Raw genomic sequence first — 17,158 nt, forward strand, 5'->3', positions numbered from 1 at the left:
CAGCAAACGGTCACGACATGGCCGTGTCCATCACCATCATCAGGCAGAAGCCCACGCACAGCCCCAGGCTTGCCAGGCGATAGTTGCCGTTGCTGCGTGATTCCGGAATGATCTCCTGCGTCACCACCAGCAACATCGCTCCCGCCGCGCAGGCCAGGCCCAACGGTAACAGCAGTTCGGCAACATTCACTAGCCACGCGCAGATCACTGCTGCCAGCGGCTCGACCAGGCCCGAGGCCGCGCCGATCAAGAAAGCCTTGAGGCGCGACATCCCCGCCCCGGCCAGCACCAAAGCGATCACCAGACCTTCCGGCACATCCTGCAGGGCGATGCCCATGGCCAGGCTGTCGGCGTCCGGCATGCCGCCACCGGCCGATACGCCAATGGCCATCCCTTCAGGAATGTTATGGGCAATGATGGCAATCACGAACAACCAGATCCGCGCCGCGATAACCGGCTGATTGCCGTTACCGACCAAGGCTTCGGGTGAAGCACCCGAGACCTTGAGGTCGACCAGAAACAGGCAAAGCGCGCCGAACAGCAGGCCAAAACTGATCAGCCCACCGGCGCCCCATGGGCTGAAACCGATCGCCTCTGCAGCGGCCAGGCCCGGCATGATCAGCGAGAACGCAGTCGCTGCCAGCATCACTCCAGCGCCGAAGCCGAGCAAGGTGTCAGCCACCGCCACCGGCATATTGCGGATCACCAACACCGGCACCGCGCCCAGCGCAGTACCCAGAGCGCACAGTGCACCGCCCTCCAGAGCCCGCAGCATGCGCGGCTCCAGGCCCAGCCAATCGATCCCGCGTGCCACCAGCAGCGCAGTCCCGACCAGCAACAGCACAGTCCCAAGCGCCAGACGAAACAGGCGCACACTGCTGACAGACATCACCTGCGAGCGCATACCGGTTAGGCTCACTTCAAGGCTTGCTGATAGCGGCGTTCCACTTCGGCCCAATCGACCACGTTGTAGAACGCGCCAATGTATTCAGGCCGGCGGTTCTGGTACTTCAGGTAGTAGGCGTGCTCCCACACGTCCAGACCGAGGATCGGCGTGTTGCCGTGCATCAGCGGGCTGTCCTGGTTGCCGCTGCTCTCGACCACCAGTTGCTTGGTCGGGGTCACGCTGAGCCAGGCCCAGCCACTGCCGAAGCGGCTCAGCGCAGCCTTGGTGAAAGCCTCCTTGAAAGCATCAAAGCCACCTAATTGCTGCTCGATGGCCTTGGCCACCTCGCCTTGCGGCACGCCGCCGCCATTGGGCGCCATAACAGTCCAGAACAAGCTGTGGTTGGCGTGGCCACCGCCCTGGTTGATCACCGCTGCCTGCAACTTTTCAGGCAATTGCTTGACCGCGCCAACCAGTTTTTCCACCGGCCACTCAGCCCACTCGGTGCCCTCGATGGCCGCGTTGAGGTTGTTGATGTAGGTCTGGTGATGCTTGCTGTGGTGGATTTCCATGGTCTGGGCATCGATGTGCGGTTCCAGCGCATCGTAGGCGTACGGCAGTGCAGGCAAGGTATGCGGCATGTCAGTGGATTCCGTAATTATGTGAGTGAGGTGCAACTTCCGGCGCAGCAATCAGCTCGCTCGCCGCGCCAGCCTGGCGGTTGAGCAAGCGCGCGGTGCGCGGGTACTGGCCGTACTCGGCAATGAAATTGAGCAGCTCGGTGTAGGTACGTGCGCTGTGGCGCAGTGCCGCCTCGCGTAGCGGCTGCGGCAGTCGTGGCTCGTGGCTGGCCTGCAGCAGGCGCTGATGGGCAGCGCAGAGGTAATCCGCGCTTTCGTGGGGTTGGTTCAGGCGCAGGTGCAGATCGGCCAGGTTGTGATGGGCGATGACCAGTGCGGCAACCGCCTCGTCAACGTCATGCCAGCGCTCGAGCAGCACCTGGGCCAGGGCCAGCGCTTGCAGGTAATACTCCCGAGCGTCGACCCAGTCGCCTTGGGCAAACAGCCGATTGGCGTGATCGGTGGTGCGTTTCCAGTGCTGCATGACGTGCCTCCTGGACGGTCAGATACCGCCAGCGGTGAGTTTTTCCGGGTCAAGCAAGGCTTCGAGCTGGTCACGCGAGAGGTCGGTGTGCTCCAACGCCACGTCGATGATCGGCCGGCCTTGCTTGTAAGCGGTCTTGGCGATCTCGGCGGCCTTCAGGTAGCCGATGATCGGGTTCAGCGCGGTGACCAGAATCGGGTTGCGCGCCAGGGCTTCCTTGAGCTTGCTTTCATTGACCTTGAAGGTCGCGATGGCCTTGTCGGCCAGCAAGCGGCTGGCGTTGGCCATCAGCTCGATGCTCTCCAGCAGGTTGCGAGCGATTAGCGGCAGCATCACGTTGAGTTCGAAGTTGCCCGACTGTCCGGCCACGGCGATGGTGGCGTCGTTGCCGATGACTTGTGCAGCCACCATGGCGGTCGCCTCGGGAATTACCGGGTTGACCTTGCCCGGCATGATCGAAGAGCCAGGCTGCAGGGCCTGCAGTTCGATCTCGCCCAGGCCCGCCAGCGGGCCGGAGTTCATCCAGCGCAGGTCGTTGGCGATCTTGGTCAGGGCAACGGCGGTGGTTTTCAGCTGGCCAGACAGCGCCACGGCAGTGTCCTGCGAACCGATCAGGGCAAACAGATTGTCACCGGGGGTGAATTCGATCGCGGTCAGGCCGCTCAGCTGGCGGGCGAAACCGGCGGCGAACTGCGGGTGAGCGTTGATCCCGGTACCTACCGCAGTGCCGCCTTGGGCCAGCGCCTGCAGGCTCGGCAGGGTCGCTTCAAGATGGCTCAAGGCAGCGCGGATCTGTGCCGCCCAGCCAGCCAATACCTGGCTCATGCGCACCGGCATGGCATCCATCAGGTGAGTGCGGCCGGTCTTGACGTACTGATGCACCTCGACGGCCTTGGCATCGATCACCTGCACCAGGTGGCGCAGTGACGGCAGCAACTGCTCGTGCATGGCCAGCGCAGCGCTGACATGGATGGTAGTGGGGATGATGTCGTTGCTGCTCTGGCCACAGTTGACGTGGTCATTAGCGTTGACTGGCTCGCCCTGGACGCGGCTGGCCAAGGTGGCAATCACCTCGTTGGCGTTCATGTTCGAGCTGGTACCAGAACCCGTCTGATAAACGTCGACCGGGAAGTGCTGAATGAAATCCTCGGCCAGCAACTGCTCGACCGCCTGGACGATGGCCTGGCCTTGCGCCGGCGAGATCTGCTCGAGTTCGACGTTGGCCTTGGCCGCTGCCGCCTTGGCCAGCAACAGTGCACGGATGAACTGCACCGGCATGCGCTGGCCGCTGATCGGGAAGTTATCGACCGCGCGCTGGGTCTGAGCGCCATACAGGGCCTGGGCCGGCACCTGCAGTTCACCCATGCTGTCACGCTCGATACGGGTATTACTCATGGTCAATTCCTTGCAACAGTTCGTCGGGGGAAATCGAAGGCAGCAGCACGCAATTGGCGAGCTGCATGGCATAGGGCTGCCAGCGCTGGTTCTGCTCGAGGCGATCGAGGCTGCGCAGGTCCAGCAGCGGCCGCCAGGCCTGGTCCAGGCACTGCGCGCGCCAGTGCCAGGGCAGCATGCGGTCGCTGGCGGTATCCAGCAGCAGGCGCAGGGAAGTCAGGGCGACGGTCCATGGCGAGGTCGCGGTGCAGCACACCAGGTAGCGACCTTCGGCCAGGTAATGCTCGATCAGTCGCGGCTCGTCGGGGTCGAGCGCGCAGCGAATGCGTCGGCTCAGCCAACGCCAGTTTTCCAGGTAGGGCAACTCATGGAGTACGGTATTCATGAATATCATCACTGCTGGACGGTGTAATGATACTCATTATTAAGTGATAAATAGAATCACTTCAACCCCGAAGGCAAAAACAAAAGACCCGGCGCGATGGCCGGGTCCGGGATGTGCAACTGGCACAACGGAGGGTTTTAGCTGCCCGCGACCGTCATGCGCTCGATCAGCACAGAGCCGCTGTGGATATTGCTGCGGGTTTCAAGATCGCTGCCAATCGCCACAATCTGCTGAAACATGTCCTTCATGTTGCCGGCAATGGTCACTTCCTGCACAGCGAACTGAATCTCGCCGTTCTCGACCCAGTAGCCCGCTGCGCCACGAGAGTAATCACCCGTGACCATGTTCAGACCATGTCCCATCAGCTCGGTTACCAACAGGCCACGGCCCATGCGCCGAATCAATGCAGCTTGATCTTCGACGCCATGGGTGACGAACAGGTTGTGCACGCCCCCCGAGTTGGCGGTGCTTGGCAAGCCCAGCTTGCGCCCCGAATAGGTACCGAGCAGGTACGCCACCAGTTCGCCGTTTTCGACGAACGGCTTGGCGTAGGTGGCCAGGCCATCGCCGTCGAACCCCGCGCTGCCCAGTGCCCGCGGCAAGTGCGGGCGTTCATCCAGGGTCAGCCAGCTGGGGAACAGGCGCTGCCCCAGCGAGCCTTCGAGGAACGACGACTTGCGGTACAGGTTGCCGCCCGAGATCGCCCCAAGGAAGCTGCCGAACAGGCCACCGGCAAGCTCGGCAGAGAACAGTACCGGCACTTCGCAGGTCGGCACCGGGCGCGCACCCAGGCGGCTTGCAGCACGTTGCGCTGCACGCAGGCCAATGCTGCGCGGGTCGGCCAGCAGTTCGCCCTGGCGGTTGACGTCATACCAGTAGTCGCGCTGCATCTGCCCGTCGGCTTCGGCAATCATCACGCAACTGAGGCTGTGCCGGGTCGAGGCATAGCCGCCGATAAAGCCATGGCTGTTGCCGTAAACACGGCAGCCCTGATGGGTGTTGAGGGTGGTGCCGTCGGCATTCTTGATCCGCGGATCGGCATCAAAAGCAGCGGCCTCACAGGCCAGTGCCTGCTCGATGGCCTGCTCGGGGCTGATGTCCCAATCGTGATACAGGTCAAGCTCAGGGATATCGCGGGCCATCAGGGCGGCATCGGCCAGCCCGGCGCATTCGTCTTCCGAGGTGTGCTTGGCAATCGCCAGGGCTGCAGCAACGGTTTCGCGAATGGCCTCATGGCCGCTGGCCGAGGTACTCGCCGAGCCCTTGCGCTGGCCGACATAGAGGGTGATGCCAAAGCCCTGGTCACGGTTGAACTCGACCGTCTCGACCTCGCGCTGACGCACCGTGGTCGACAAACCCTGCTCCAGCGACACCGCCACCTCGCAGGCGCTGGCACCCTGGCGGCGCGCTTCGGCAACAATCGCCTCGACTTGCTCCTGCAAGGCCGGCAGGTCCTTCGGGCCTATGCTCTGGACTGCACTCATGGTCTTCTCCACTCAAATTCTGCTTACGGCTAGGGTCATTCTACGACCGGGCCGGACAATTGGCCCCCGACTGGTTATCATGGCGGCGATTTCTAGCGGACGGCCACCATGGTTGATTCATACGACGACGCCTTCGATGGCGAAAAAAGCAAAACCCAGATCAAGCGCGAGCTACATGCACTGGTTGAACTCGGCGAGCGCCTGACGACGCTCAAGCCTGACACCCTGGCGCGCCTGCCCTTGACCGACCCGCTGCGCAAGGCCTTGGCCGATGCCAGCAAGCACACCGCGCACATCGCCCGCAAACGCCATATGTCGTTCGTCGGCAAGCTGATGCGCGACCAGGACACCGACGCAATTCTTGCGGTGATCGAGCAACTCGACAGCTCTACCCGCCAGTACAACGAACGCTTTCACGGCCTTGAGCGCTGGCGCGATCGGCTGGTCGACGGCAACGACGAGGACCTTGAGCGGTTTGTTCAGGAATACCCTGAAACCGACCGTCAGCAACTGCGCTCGTTGATCCGCCATGCCCAGCACGAAAAAGCCCGGGACAAGCCGCCGGCTGCTGCGCGCAAGGTGTTCAAGTACATCCGCGAACTTGACGAAGCTCAGCGCGGCCTGCGCTAGGTAATGCCTCGTGCGCGGCAAGCCCGCCCCCACCGTGGTGGAGGCGCGCTTGCTGCGCACTACGCTCACCCGCCGGTACCGCCGACGGTGATCGCATCCAGCTTCAGGGTCGGCTGGCCAACGCCCACCGGCACCGACTGACCATCCTTGCCACAGGTACCGACGCCGCTGTCCAGCGCCAGGTCGTTACCGACCATCGATACCCGGCTCATCGCCTCCGGCCCATTGCCAATCAACGTCGCCCCCTTGACCGGCGCGGTGATCTTGCCGTCTTCGATCAGATACGCCTCACTGGTGGAGAAGACGAACTTGCCGCTGGTGATATCGACCTGGCCACCGCCCAGGTTGGCACAGTAGATGCCCTTCTTGACCGAAGCGATGATCTCTTCGGGATCGCTCTCGCCTGCGCGCATGTAGGTGTTGGTCATACGCGGCATCGGCAGGTGCGCGTAAGATTCGCGGCGGCCGTTACCGGTCACTGCCATGCCCATCAGGCGCGCGTTGAGCTTGTCCTGCATGTAGCCTTTGAGGATGCCGTTCTCGATCAGCGTGGTGCACTCGGTTGGCGTACCTTCGTCGTCGACGCTGAGCGAGCCGCGACGATCCTGCAGAGTGCCGTCATCGACGATGGTGCACAGGCTGGAGGCAACCTTCTGGCCGATCTGCCCGCTGTAGGCGGAACTGCCCTTGCGGTTGAAATCGCCTTCCAGGCCATGGCCGACCGCCTCGTGCAGAAGCACGCCGGACCAGCCCGGGCCAAGCACCACTGGCAAGGTGCCGGCCGGCGCCGGCTTGGCTTCGAGGTTGACCAGCGCCTGGCGCAGGGCTTCACGGGCATAGCCCATGACCCGCTCCTCGGTGAAGAAGCGGTAGTCGGTCCGCCCACCACCGCCCTGCCCGCCACGTTCACGGCGGCCGTCCTTCTCGACGATCACACTGACATTGAAGCGCACCAGCGGACGCACGTCGGCAGCCAGGCCGCCATCGGCAGCGGCCACCAGAATCCGCTCCCAGACCCCGGCCATGCTCACGCTGACCTGCTGGATGCGCGGGTCAAGGGCCCGCGTGGCGACGTCGACGCGCTTGAGCAGTTCGACCTTGTCGGCACGGCTGAGCACATCCAGCGGGTTGTTCGGGGTGTACAGCTGGGTCACATCCTGGCTGCGAAACGCCTGCACCGTGCCGTTCTGGCCGGCACGCGAGATCGACCGGGCGGCGCGTGCGGCCGAGGTCAGGGCTTCGAGGTTGATCGCATTGCTGTAGGCGAAGCCGGTTTTCTCACCAGACAGGGCGCGCACGCCAACGCCTTGGTCGAGGTTGAAGCTGCCTTCTTTGACGATGCCGTCTTCCAGCGCCCAGGTTTCAGAAATCTGGCCCTGGAAGTACAGATCGGCAGCATCGATGCCGGGCCCGGCCAACTCGCCCAGTACAGCCTGCAGGCTGTCCAGGGTCAGTCCGCCCGGGGCAAGCAGCTGGTCGCTGACGGTGGTTAACATCTGGCTCATAGTCACTCCGAGGTGTGCGCAGGCCGCAAAGCGTCCTGCGAGAAAAAGCGCCGGTGCGTAATCACCGGCATCCGCGCCCGGATGGACGCTTGTTGATCTATGTCGCGCTCGGCCAGCAGCACCGCTTCACCGCGAGCCTGCTGGGCGATGATGCGCCCCCAGGGGTCGACGATCGCCGCCTGACCGTGGGTTTCGCGGGGGCCGGGGTGGATTCCGCCCTGGGCCGCCGCCAACAGATAGCATTGGGTTTCGATGGCTCGGGCGCGAATCAGTACCTCCCAATGCGCCGCACCGGTCACCGCAGTAAATGCTGCGGGGGCCGTGATCAACTCCGCGCCGGCCGCCCTCAGTGCACTGTACAGTTCAGGGAAGCGCAGGTCATAACAGACCGACAGGCCTACCTTGCCCAGCGGCGTGTCGGCCACCACCACCTGGCTGCCGTGGGCATAGTCATCCGATTCACGGTAACGACCGCGGTTGTCGGCCACATCGACATCGAACAGGTGCAGCTTGTCGTAGCGTGCGACCACCTCACCGTGCTCGTCGATCAGCAGCGAACAGGCATGCGCCTTGGCGTCCGGCTGGCCGAGCGGGGGCAACGGCAAGGTGCCGGCAACTATCCATAACTTGAGGGCGCGAGCGGTGCGTTTCAACCATGGCAGGATCGGCCCTTCGCCACGCGCCTCGGCCAGGCCGATCGCAGCGGCATCGCGCCGGCCCATGGCAGCGAAGTTTTCCGGCAGCACCGCGAGCCGAGCGCCGGCGGCAGCGGCTTGCTCGAGCAATACACCGGCCCGCTGCAGGTTGGCCATCACATCGTCCTGGCTGACCATCTGAATCACCGCTGCTTTCATCGGCACTCCTAGCGAGACTTTTCGAAAGGTTTCACAAAGGTGATCTTAGGCTCTTTCCACGAGCCATCGACGCGATAGTGCACGCTGGCAAAGCGCGAAATTCGATCACCAATCAATTGATCGACCAGAAACAGCGCACCACCAATGGCCGGCGCGCCGACGATCAACGCCGCCAACGGCAGGTTGTTGGTGACCGGCAGGGTGACCTGGAGGTTGGCAGCGATGCGATCACGCACCATGTCCATGGTGCCATCGAGCTCGAAGTTGCTGGACGGCCCGGTGACGGTAATCGGCTCACGGGTCACGTAAACGCCTTCACTAGCCACCAGCAGGCCCTTGACCCGGTCATAGCCAAGACCCTTCTCGAACAGGTCGGAGAAGTCCAGGCGCAGGCGCCGACCGATCGAGTTGAAGTTGAGTAGACCGAACACGCGCAACGCCTGGGCGCCGCCCTCGACCTCGACGAACTGACCACTGCGCAACGACGCATCGAGGCTGCCGGAGAAGCGCTTGGTGTCGATCCAGGCCGGCGAGCCAGGCCAGCGGCCATCGACATCCAGATGGAAGTCGCGGCTGGTTACCGTTGGCGCAAAGCCAAAGCCCTGCAGCACATCGGCCAGGTTCTTGCCATCCAGGCGGCCCTTGTACCAGCTCGCAGTGCTGCCCGGCGGACCTTCCCAGGCGCCATTACCGTCGATGTGCAGGCCCTTGATCAGCAGGTCGACGCCATTGAAAGACACGCCGCGCGGGGTCGGTCGCAATTTCAGCGCTACCGAACCGAACAGGTCATCACCGCGATACAGCTTGTCGATGCTCAGGTCCAGCGCAGGGACCTTGCGCGGGTCGAAACTGGCCAGCGGGTCGGGGGCATTGTCGTCCTGCGCTTGCGCTGGATCGGCCGGTGGCAGGCGCAGGCTCTGCAGTTTGACCACCATGGGCTGCGCCTTGGCATCCGGAATGCGTGCGTTGCCGATCACCTCGCGGCTGTCCAGGCGCAGGTCCCAGGCACTGGCGACACGGGCCAGGCGGACCACGGCCTGGTTCAGTTGGGTGCCGAAAGCTTGTATCTGGCCGATGCTCAGATCGACGCTTTGCAGGGTCTGCCGGGCACTGCCACCGGGGTCATCGCCGGCCAGGCGCTGTGCCTGCTGCTGCCACGCTTCAAGATCGAGCGTGTCGAGCCGGCCACGCACGCGCAGGCCCTTGCCACCAGGCAGCTGTGGCTCGCCCGCGCCCAGCAGCAGCTCGCCGAGGCCTTGGTCAAGCTTGCCGCCGGGCGCTGCGTAGGCGAAGCGTGTGCTGTCCCCATAACGGGCATCGAAGCGTCGCTCGTTACCTTGCAGGGTCATGCTGAAGCGGCTGTCACGGGTATCCTGGGCAGCCTTGGCAAAGGGCGCCGGCAAGTCGATGCTGAGGCCTTTGAGCGAAGAATCGACGGTCAGGCGATTGTCCCGGCTGCCCAGGCTCAGCTGCAGCTGATAGGGAATCTCGCCGCTGGCAGGCAAGGCCTGCTTGACCTGCAGCCAGTCGGTCAAGGTCTTCAACGCGACCTGGCCAGAGGCATTGATGCGGGTCTGCATCTGACCGGGCTGGCCCTCGGCGACGATTTGCGCGGTGACCGGTTTGCCAAAGGCCTGCAGGCTGATGTTGTTGCCGCTCAGGCCCTTGTCCAGGTCGAAGGTGAAATCGCCCTTGAGCTTGCTCAGTTGCAGCTCCGGCGGCTCGACCTTGAGGCGCGCATCAGCGGTGCTGAAGTCGACCTTGACCTTGGGTAGCTTGCGGTGTGCCATTGGGATATCGAGGTTGAGCTTGCCGTTGAGCGGGCCTTCACCTTCCCAGCCAGCGAAAATATCAGCAGTGCCGATCGGCGCCTCTTGGAGGATCTTCAGGCCATCGCCGAGCGGGCCGGCGAAGTTGCCGGTCAGGTACAGATGGCTGTCCTGGCCAGCGTCAACGTGGGGGATGTTCACCGTGACATCGCTGACCTTGGTGTCGAGCAACAGGCCTTGCCGGGCCTTGATGCGCACGCCGCTGTCTTCGATCAGCACATCGCCGGCCACCTGCTGCACCTGAGGCCAGCCGGGCTGGAAGTCCAGCGCCGCGTCACGCACCTTGAAGAACAGGCTGATACTGCGCGCTTCGGGGGTGGCATCGTGGTTCAGCGAACCCTGATACTGGAAGTAGCCCTCATCCACAGTGCCCTTGACGATGGCACTGCGCAGCCATTCATCGAGGGCCGGGCTAAGGACTTCGGGCAGATATTTGGCGGTGTAGCGACCATCGCCTTCGGTCAGGCCGACGCGAAGGTCCATGTAGTCTTCGCGGCCTTCCTCGAACAGCAGGCGGATCAGGAAGTCGCCGGCGATCTTGCCTTCTTCGCCAAGTACCTTGAGGTACGGTGCGATCAGGGTGAAGCCCTCCTGATCCAGGCGCCAGGTGAGCAAAGCATTGGCTTTCTGGTAATGCCAGGGTTTGGCGAAGATCGGATACAGATGCAGCATGAACGCATCGGTATCCAGGCGCAATTCGCCATGACCGAGGTCGCCGCTGATGCTGCCGCTGACGTTCCCCGCCGCCGGCGCACCGTGGTAGGCGTTGAAGCCGACGCGGTCCAGGTTGGCGGCAAACTGCAGGCGCTGATCACCTTCGGCCTTGGGCCGGATATCCAGCTTCACGTTATGCAGCGCGCCGGTCACCTTGAGCCCGTCGACCACCGCCATGAGGTTGTCCGGCAACGGCGCCAAAGCATTGATCAAGGGGGTCAGAGGGGTCAGGTCGAGGGTGTCGGCCTGGACCTGCCAGGATTCTTCGAGAGGTGTCGAAGCGCTGTGCTGTCGGGCTTGCAGGTGGGTTTCCCAACGCTGCTTGCCGATGCTGGCCGCCAGCGAGTCGAGCACTAGCTGGTAACCGTCCTCACCACGCTGCAGCCAGGCGGACAAGGCAAGGTCATCCAGGCTGACGGGCTTGCGGCTGCTGTAGGCACCGCGCAGGTGCGGCGCGTTGAGGCGCACGCTTGCGTGCTGCAACTGGCCCTTGCGCACACCTACCCAGAATTCGCCGCCCGCGCGCAGTGCTTCGGCGCGCCACTGGCCAAGCAGCTTGGGTGGCAGCCAGTGCGACCAGTCGCTTTGCGGCAGGCTCAGGTAGCCGTCCAGGGAGCCATCGCGCCAGTTATCAGCCGTGGCCCGGCTACGCAGATTGAGCGCCAGTGGCTGCCCATCGGGCAGGGTCGCCCGTGCATCCAGCGCCTGGCGCGAGGCGCCGGCCTGCAAGCCAACGCTGACGTAAGTCAGGGTCAGGGGATCGCGCTGCCAGGGGTGCAGTGTGACCTGGCTATCGAATACGTCGATCCGCCCCAGCTGCTGCAAGCGCTGCAGCAACTGCACCGGGTCGAGCGGGGTGTCGTCCTGCTTGGGCAGGCCTTCCAGCGCCCAGGAGCCCTGCTCGTCCTCGCGCAGAATCAACTGCAGGCCGCCCAGCTGGATGCGCGCCAGGCGCACTTCGCGGGCCTTGAGGCTGCCCCACAGATCAGGCACGGCCTTGACGTCATCCAGGCGCAGCGCATCGGCGCCCTCGCCCAGCTGCAGATCACGCACACGCAGCACCGGTGCCAGGCCACTCCAGCGGCCTTCCAGTGCGCCGATATGTACCGGCAGGCCGAGGGCCTGCTCAGCCTTGCTCTCAACGTCGGCGCGATACTCTGCCACCAGCGGCACCAGTTGCCGGCCGATGCTCACATACAGCGCCACCAGCACCGCCAGCAAGGCACACAAGCCCAGCCCCCAACGGGTCAAGGCGCTCAGAACGCGGGTCAGACGCTCCATGGCCATGGCCCTCCAAAACGTGCTTTAACTATGGCTGCAAGCGCGACTTTCGCCAACCGGCGATGGTTTTCAGGACGCGTCAGAGGAGCACCACATCGTATTGTTCCTGGGAGTACATGGTCTCGACCTGGAAGCGGATGGTGCGGCCGATGAACGCTTCCAGCTCAGCAACGTTACCGGACTCTTCATCGAGCAGACGATCGACCACCTTCTGGTTGGCCAGCACACGGTAGCCCTCGGCCTGATAAGCCCGCGCTTCACGGAGGATCTCGCGGAAGATTTCGTAGCAGATGGTTTCGGCGGTTTTCAGCTTGCCGCGGCCCTGGCAGCCGGCGCACGGCTCGCACAAGACTTGCTCAAGGCTCTCGCGGGTGCGCTTGCGGGTCATCTGCACCAGACCCAGCTCGGTGATGCCGATGATGTTGGTCTTGGCGTGATCACGTTCGAGCTGTTTTTCCAGGGTGCGCAGCACCTGGCGTTGGTGCTCCTGGTCTTCCATGTCGATGAAGTCGATGATGATGATCCCGCCGATGTTGCGCAGGCGCAGCTGGCGGGCGATCGCCGTGGCCGCCTCGAGGTTGGTCTTGAAGATGGTTTCTTCGAGGTTGCGATGGCCGACGAAGGCGCCAGTATTGACGTCGATGGTGGTCATCGCCTCGGCCGGATCGACCACCAGGTAGCCACCAGACTTGAGCGGCACCTTGCGCTCGAGCGCACGCTGGATTTCGTCTTCGACACCATACAGGTCGAAGATCGGCCGCTCGCCCGGATAGTGTTCGAGGCGGTCGGCAATCTCCGGCATCAGTTCACCGACGAACTGCGTGGTTTTCTGGAAGGTTTCCCGCGAGTCGATGCGGATTTTCTCGATCTTGTGGTTGACCAGGTCACGCAAGGTCCGCAGCGCCAGGCCGAGGTCTTCGTAAATGACTGTCGGTGCACCGCAGGTCTGGATCTGGCTGGCGATCTGCTCCCACAGCCGGCGCAGGTAGCGGATGTCCTGGAGGATGTCGTCCTGGCGAGCGCCTTCGGCAGCGGTACGCAGGATGAAGCCGCCGGCGTCCTTGACGTTTTCCTGCTCGATGCAGCTGTTGACCACCTGCTTGAGGCGCTCGCGTTCGGCTTCGTCCTCGATCTTCAGCGAAATACCGACGTGACTGCTACGCGGCATGTACACCAGATAGCGCGACGGAATCGACAGCTGAGTAGTCAGCCGCGCGCCCTTGGTGCCGATCGGATCCTTGGTGACCTGCACCACCAGTGACTGGCCTTCATGCACCAGCGCAGTGATGGTCTCGACCGCCGAGCCTTCGCGCTGGGAAATCTCCGAGGCATGAATGAACGCCGCGCGGTCCAGGCCGATATCGACGAAGGCTGCCTGCATGCCCGGCAGAACCCGCACCACCTTGCCTTTGTAGATATTGCCAACGATACCGCGGCGCAGGGTGCGCTCGACATGCACCTCCTGCAGAACACCGTTTTCAACCACTGCCACGCGCGATTCCATCGGCGTGATGTTGATCAGGATCTCTTCACTCATGGCAGGTTCTCATCAAAGGTCTGGGGTTATGATGGATCGCTGACCGATCCCTGGCTAGCGCTGCGTTCAACCCTCTGCCTGAGCTGCTGGCAGTTGCCAGCAGGGGATGCCGAACTGGCCGAGCAAATCGGCGGTTTCGCTGAGCGGCAGGCCGACCACGGCCGAATAGCTGCCGCTCAGTGCGGTGACAAAAATCGCGGCCAAACCCTGGATGGCATAGCCGCCGGCTTTGTCCAGCGGCTCTCCGCTGGCCCAATAGCGGCTGGCCTCGTCAGGGCCGATCGAGCGAAAACGTACGGTGCTGGCGACGCACAGGCTGCGGACCTGCTGGCCATCATCCAGAGCAACTGCGGTAAGTACCTGATGCTCGCGCCCAGCCAGCTCAGCGAGCATAGCCAGGCCGTGTTCGCGGTTTTCAGGCTTGCCGAGAATGCGCCCATCAAGCACCACCGCAGTATCGGCGCCGAGTACCACACCAGCACCCGTGACATGGGCCAGTCCGGCAGCTGCCTTGGCGCGAGCCAGGCGCTCGACATAAGCCTCGGCGTTTTCCTCGGCAAGCGGGGTTTCATCGATGGGTGCGCTGACGGTGGTGAACGGCACGCCAATCTGGGTCAACAGTTCACGACGACGCGGCGAGCCAGAGGCGAGATAGAGTGGCTTCATGTGGACATATCCCTGTCAGGCGCGGCGATGCCGGTCAGTTGATGTGCAGGCGGCGGCGCAGGTCGCGCAAGGCAAAGCTGATCCACGGCCAGAGCAGCGCACTGATGACTGCCGACCACACCAGCGCCAGGGTCGGCAGGCGATTGCCGGTCAGGGCACTGAGCCACAACTGGATCAACTGAGCGATGCCGAAGATCACCAGGATCACCAGGCTCTGCTGCCACAGCGGGAACATGCGCAGGCGCTGCTGCAACGACAGCACCAGGAAGGCGATCAGGGTCAGGATCAGCGCGTTCTGCCCCAGCAGGGTGCCGTACAGCACATCCTCTGCCAGGCCCAGCACGAAGGCGGTGGTCATGCCGACCTTGTTCGGTACGTTGAGTACCCAGAATGACACCAGCAGGGCCAGCCACATCGGCCGGAACACTTCCATGAACTGCGGCATCGGCGAGACGCTGAGCAACAGGCCGATGGCGAAGCTGAGCCAGATGACCCAACCGTTTCTACTGCGCGAACTGGCCATCATTGCCTCCGCGGTTGGCTGGGCGACGCAGCAGGCGTCGCAGCCGGATTGACGGGTGCCGCTGGCGTTGCCGCAGGAGCAGCCGGGGTGGCGGGCACAGTGCTTGCTGGCGCGCTGGCAGCAGGCGTGGCTTGCTCGGTAGCAGCTGCGGCTGGCGGCTGCGCCGTACCCTGCCGATCAGCTTCCTCCTGGGCCATGGCTGCCTCGGTCGCACGCTGCTCCGGGGTGCGGCGGTCGCTGAACACAAGCAGCATATAGCGGCTGCGGTTGAGCGCCGCAGTAGGGATGGCGCGCACGATCGCGAACGGCTGACCGGAATCGTGGATCACTTCATTGACCGTGGCCACCGGGTAACCGGCCGGGAAGCGCTGACCCATGCCCGAGCTCACCAGCAAGTCGCCCTCTTTGACATCGGCAGTGTCGGCAACATGGCGCAGCTCAAGCCGCTCCGGGTTACCGGTACCACTGGCGATGGCGCGCAAGCCGTTGCGGTTGACCTGCACCGGAATGCTGTGGGTGGAGTCGGTGAGCAGCAGTACCCGCGAGGTGTAAGGCATCAGCTCGACCACCTGGCCCATCAGGCCGCGGGCATCGAGCACCGGCTGGCCGAGGAAGACGCCGTCGCGCTCGCCCTTGTTGATCAGGATACGGTGGGTGAACGGATTGGGGTCGACGCCGATCAGCTCGGCCACTTCAACCTTCTCGTTGACCAGCGCCGACGAGTTGAGCAACTCGCGCAGGCGCACGTTCTGCTCGGTCAGGGCCGCCAGCTTCTGCAGGCGCCCCTGCAACAGCAGGGCTTCGGTCTTGAGTTTTTCGTTCTCGGCGGCAAGCTCGGTGCGGCTGCCGAACTGGCTGGCGACACCCTGAAATACGCGCTGCGGGAGGTCTGTGAGCCAATACGACTCCATCAGCACCAGGCCCATCTGGCTACGCACTGGTTTGAGCAGGGCGAAGCGCGAGTCGACCACCATCAAGGCAACCGAGAGCACCACCAGTACCAGCAGACGAACGCCCAGCGAAGGGCCCTTGGAGAAAAGCGGTTTAATGGGCCGTTCCTCGTGGACGACGATTCAGGAGGTGACTGGACATGAAGCGGAGCACCGGCCTGCTGCGAATTGACGGAAACAGCGCCCCACGGACGCCAACCCAGCGCATACAGGTAGCACTGCGAGTGCTACCTGTAAACCAGGCGATCATTACCGGACGTTGAATAGCGCCGTGAATCACTCGCTCGAGAGCAGATCCATTGCGTGTTTGTCCATCATTTCCAACGCACGACCACCGCCACGAGCCACACAGGTCAGCGGGTCTTCGGCGACGATCACCGGCAGGCCGGTTTCCTGCGCCAGCAGCTTGTCGAGGTCGCGCAGCAGCGCGCCACCACCGGTCAGCACCAGACCGCGCTCAGCGATGTCCGAGGCCAGTTCCGGCGGCGACTGCTCAAGGGCGCTCTTGACCGCCTGGACGATGGTCGCCAGGGATTCCTGCAGCGCTTCGAGCACTTCGTTGGAGTTCAGGGTAAAGGCACGCGGCACGCCCTCGGCCAGGTTACGGCCACGTACGTCGACTTCACGTACTTCACCACCTGGGTAGGCGGTGCCGATTTCCTGTTTGATGCGCTCGGCAGTGGATTCACCGATCAGGCTGCCGTAGTTGCGGCGCACGTAGGTAACGATAGCTTCGTCGAAGCGATCGCCGCCAACCCGTACCGATTCGGCGTAGACCACACCGTTGAGCGAGATCAGCGCGATTTCAGTGGTACCACCACCGATATCGACGACCATCGAGCCACGCGCTTCTTCGACCGGCAGGCCGGCACCGATGGCCGCAGCCATTGGCTCCTCGATCAGGAACACTTCACGTGCACCGGCGCCCAGCGCCGATTCACGGATGGCGCGGCGCTCGACCTGGGTCGATTTGCACGGCACGCAGATCAGCACACGTGGGCTGGGCTGCAGGAAGCTGTTTTCGTGAACCTTGTTGATGAAGTACTGCAACATTTTTTCACAAACGCTGAAGTCGGCGATGACGCCGTCTTTCATCGGACGAATGGCTGCAATGTTGCCGGGCGTTCGGCCCAGCATACGTTTGGCTTCAGTCCCGACGGCGACGACGCTTTTCTGGTTGCCGTGGGTACGGATGGCAACAACCGAGGGCTCATTCAGGACGATACCGCGCTCACGCACGTAAATAAGGGTGTTGGCAGTACCCAGGTCGATAGACAGATCGCTGGAAAACATGCCACGCAGTTTCTTGAACATGGGAAAGTGACCCTGGGGAAAGCGTGGGTAAAAAAGTGCGGCAAACTCTAACAATGGCAGGGATTTTGGGCAAGGAGCCAATATGTTAAATTGGCAGTTTT

15 protein-coding genes are annotated in these 17,158 nt (G+C 63.4%); 1 reads left to right on the plus strand and 14 read right to left on the minus strand.

The genetic code is table 11. From position 1 onward, the window contains the following. Positions 1 to 10: 10 nt before the first annotated feature. The 6 genes from M2396_RS14900 to pmbA form a co-directional block, all read right to left on the minus strand. Positions 11 to 904 carry a ZIP family metal transporter gene (locus M2396_RS14900; RefSeq protein ID WP_188035470.1) on the minus strand — a complete coding sequence of 298 codons (894 nt, stop codon included), beginning with the start codon at positions 902 to 904 and terminating at the stop codon, positions 11 to 13. Positions 905 to 915: 11 nt separating this feature from the next. Continuing rightward, a complete protein-coding gene (locus M2396_RS14905) occupies positions 916 to 1,527 on the minus strand; it encodes a superoxide dismutase (RefSeq protein ID WP_150572060.1) in 612 nt (203 codons plus the stop codon). 1 nt (position 1,528) lies between these two features. Continuing rightward, on the minus strand, positions 1,529 to 1,990 hold the full coding sequence (locus M2396_RS14910) for a hypothetical protein (protein WP_101316843.1): 462 nt from the start codon (positions 1,988 to 1,990) through the stop codon (positions 1,529 to 1,531). 18 nt (positions 1,991 to 2,008) lie between these two features. After that, a complete protein-coding gene (locus M2396_RS14915) occupies positions 2,009 to 3,385 on the minus strand; it encodes a lyase family protein (RefSeq protein WP_150570823.1) in 1,377 nt (458 codons plus the stop codon). Beyond that, complete coding sequence (locus M2396_RS14920) at positions 3,378 to 3,779, minus strand: FagA protein (protein WP_178080747.1); 402 nt, start codon at positions 3,777 to 3,779, stop codon at positions 3,378 to 3,380. The genes M2396_RS14915 and M2396_RS14920 overlap by 8 nt, the downstream gene beginning before the upstream one ends. 128 nt (positions 3,780 to 3,907) lie before the next feature. Beyond that, positions 3,908 to 5,254: a metalloprotease PmbA gene (pmbA, locus tag M2396_RS14925; protein ID WP_150570822.1), complete on the minus strand. Its 1,347-nt coding sequence runs from the start codon at positions 5,252 to 5,254 to the stop codon at positions 3,908 to 3,910. 108 nt (positions 5,255 to 5,362) lie between these two features. Between pmbA and yjgA the strand changes: the two genes are divergently transcribed. Further along, positions 5,363 to 5,884 (plus strand): ribosome biogenesis factor YjgA, encoded by a 522-nt coding sequence (yjgA, locus tag M2396_RS14930; RefSeq protein WP_101316835.1) that lies wholly within the window; start codon positions 5,363 to 5,365, stop codon positions 5,882 to 5,884. Between the two features lie 65 nt (positions 5,885 to 5,949). Here yjgA and tldD read toward each other — a convergent pair whose 3' ends face one another. From tldD to mreB, 8 genes are all read right to left on the minus strand, one after another. Beyond that, on the minus strand, positions 5,950 to 7,389 hold the full coding sequence (gene tldD / locus M2396_RS14935) for a metalloprotease TldD (protein WP_103436172.1): 1,440 nt from the start codon (positions 7,387 to 7,389) through the stop codon (positions 5,950 to 5,952). 2 nt (positions 7,390 to 7,391) lie between these two features. Beyond that, on the minus strand, positions 7,392 to 8,243 hold the full coding sequence (locus tag M2396_RS14940) for a carbon-nitrogen hydrolase family protein (protein WP_101316832.1): 852 nt from the start codon (positions 8,241 to 8,243) through the stop codon (positions 7,392 to 7,394). Positions 8,244 to 8,251: 8 nt separating this feature from the next. Then, positions 8,252 to 12,073, minus strand: a complete 3,822-nt coding sequence (locus tag M2396_RS14945; RefSeq protein ID WP_259075742.1) for a YhdP family protein — start codon at positions 12,071 to 12,073, stop codon at positions 8,252 to 8,254. Between the two features lie 73 nt (positions 12,074 to 12,146). Continuing rightward, positions 12,147 to 13,604: a ribonuclease G gene (gene rng, locus M2396_RS14950; RefSeq protein WP_101316828.1), complete on the minus strand. Its 1,458-nt coding sequence runs from the start codon at positions 13,602 to 13,604 to the stop codon at positions 12,147 to 12,149. A 66-nt stretch (positions 13,605 to 13,670) separates the two neighbouring features. Further along, a complete protein-coding gene (locus M2396_RS14955; RefSeq protein ID WP_150570820.1) occupies positions 13,671 to 14,270 on the minus strand; it encodes a nucleoside triphosphate pyrophosphatase in 600 nt (199 codons plus the stop codon). A gap of 34 nt (positions 14,271 to 14,304) precedes the next feature. Next, entirely contained in the window at positions 14,305 to 14,793 is a 489-nt protein-coding gene (gene mreD / locus M2396_RS14960) for a rod shape-determining protein MreD (protein WP_101316824.1), read from the minus strand. Next, on the minus strand, positions 14,793 to 15,842 hold the full coding sequence (gene mreC / locus M2396_RS14965; protein ID WP_150570819.1) for a rod shape-determining protein MreC: 1,050 nt from the start codon (positions 15,840 to 15,842) through the stop codon (positions 14,793 to 14,795). The genes mreD and mreC overlap by 1 nt, the downstream gene beginning before the upstream one ends. Before the next feature lie 177 nt (positions 15,843 to 16,019). Then, positions 16,020 to 17,057, minus strand: a complete 1,038-nt coding sequence (gene mreB, locus M2396_RS14970) for a rod shape-determining protein MreB (RefSeq protein ID WP_003255163.1) — start codon at positions 17,055 to 17,057, stop codon at positions 16,020 to 16,022. Positions 17,058 to 17,158: the final 101 nt, after the last annotated feature.

It is taken from the genome of Pseudomonas sp. BIGb0278, assembly GCF_024809895.1.
GTDB classification, from domain to species: domain Bacteria; phylum Pseudomonadota; class Gammaproteobacteria; order Pseudomonadales; family Pseudomonadaceae; genus Aquipseudomonas; species Aquipseudomonas shirazensis.

Excerpts from the sequence above, each read along its gene's own strand:
- tldD (WP_103436172.1), bottom strand. The coding sequence starts at position 7,389 with ATGAGCCAGATGTTAACCACCGTCAGCGACCAGCTGCTTGCCCCGGGC.
- M2396_RS14945 (WP_259075742.1), bottom strand. The coding sequence starts at position 12,073 with ATGGCCATGGAGCGTCTGACCCGCGTTCTGAGCGCCTTGACCCGTTGG.
- M2396_RS14910 (WP_101316843.1), bottom strand. The coding sequence starts at position 1,990 with ATGCAGCACTGGAAACGCACCACCGATCACGCCAATCGGCTGTTTGCC.
- M2396_RS14955 (WP_150570820.1), bottom strand. The coding sequence starts at position 14,270 with ATGAAGCCACTCTATCTCGCCTCTGGCTCGCCGCGTCGTCGTGAACTG.
- M2396_RS14915 (WP_150570823.1), bottom strand. The coding sequence starts at position 3,385 with ATGAGTAATACCCGTATCGAGCGTGACAGCATGGGTGAACTGCAGGTG.
- pmbA (WP_150570822.1), bottom strand. The coding sequence starts at position 5,254 with ATGAGTGCAGTCCAGAGCATAGGCCCGAAGGACCTGCCGGCCTTGCAG.
- rng (WP_101316828.1), bottom strand. The coding sequence starts at position 13,604 with ATGAGTGAAGAGATCCTGATCAACATCACGCCGATGGAATCGCGCGTG.
- yjgA (WP_101316835.1), top strand. The coding sequence starts at position 5,363 with ATGGTTGATTCATACGACGACGCCTTCGATGGCGAAAAAAGCAAAACC.
- M2396_RS14920 (WP_178080747.1), bottom strand. The coding sequence starts at position 3,779 with ATGATATTCATGAATACCGTACTCCATGAGTTGCCCTACCTGGAAAAC.
- M2396_RS14900 (WP_188035470.1), bottom strand. The coding sequence starts at position 904 with ATGCGCTCGCAGGTGATGTCTGTCAGCAGTGTGCGCCTGTTTCGTCTG.
- mreB (WP_003255163.1), bottom strand. The coding sequence starts at position 17,057 with ATGTTCAAGAAACTGCGTGGCATGTTTTCCAGCGATCTGTCTATCGAC.
- M2396_RS14940 (WP_101316832.1), bottom strand. The coding sequence starts at position 8,243 with ATGAAAGCAGCGGTGATTCAGATGGTCAGCCAGGACGATGTGATGGCC.
- M2396_RS14905 (WP_150572060.1), bottom strand. The coding sequence starts at position 1,527 with ATGCCGCATACCTTGCCTGCACTGCCGTACGCCTACGATGCGCTGGAA.
- mreD (WP_101316824.1), bottom strand. The coding sequence starts at position 14,793 with ATGGCCAGTTCGCGCAGTAGAAACGGTTGGGTCATCTGGCTCAGCTTC.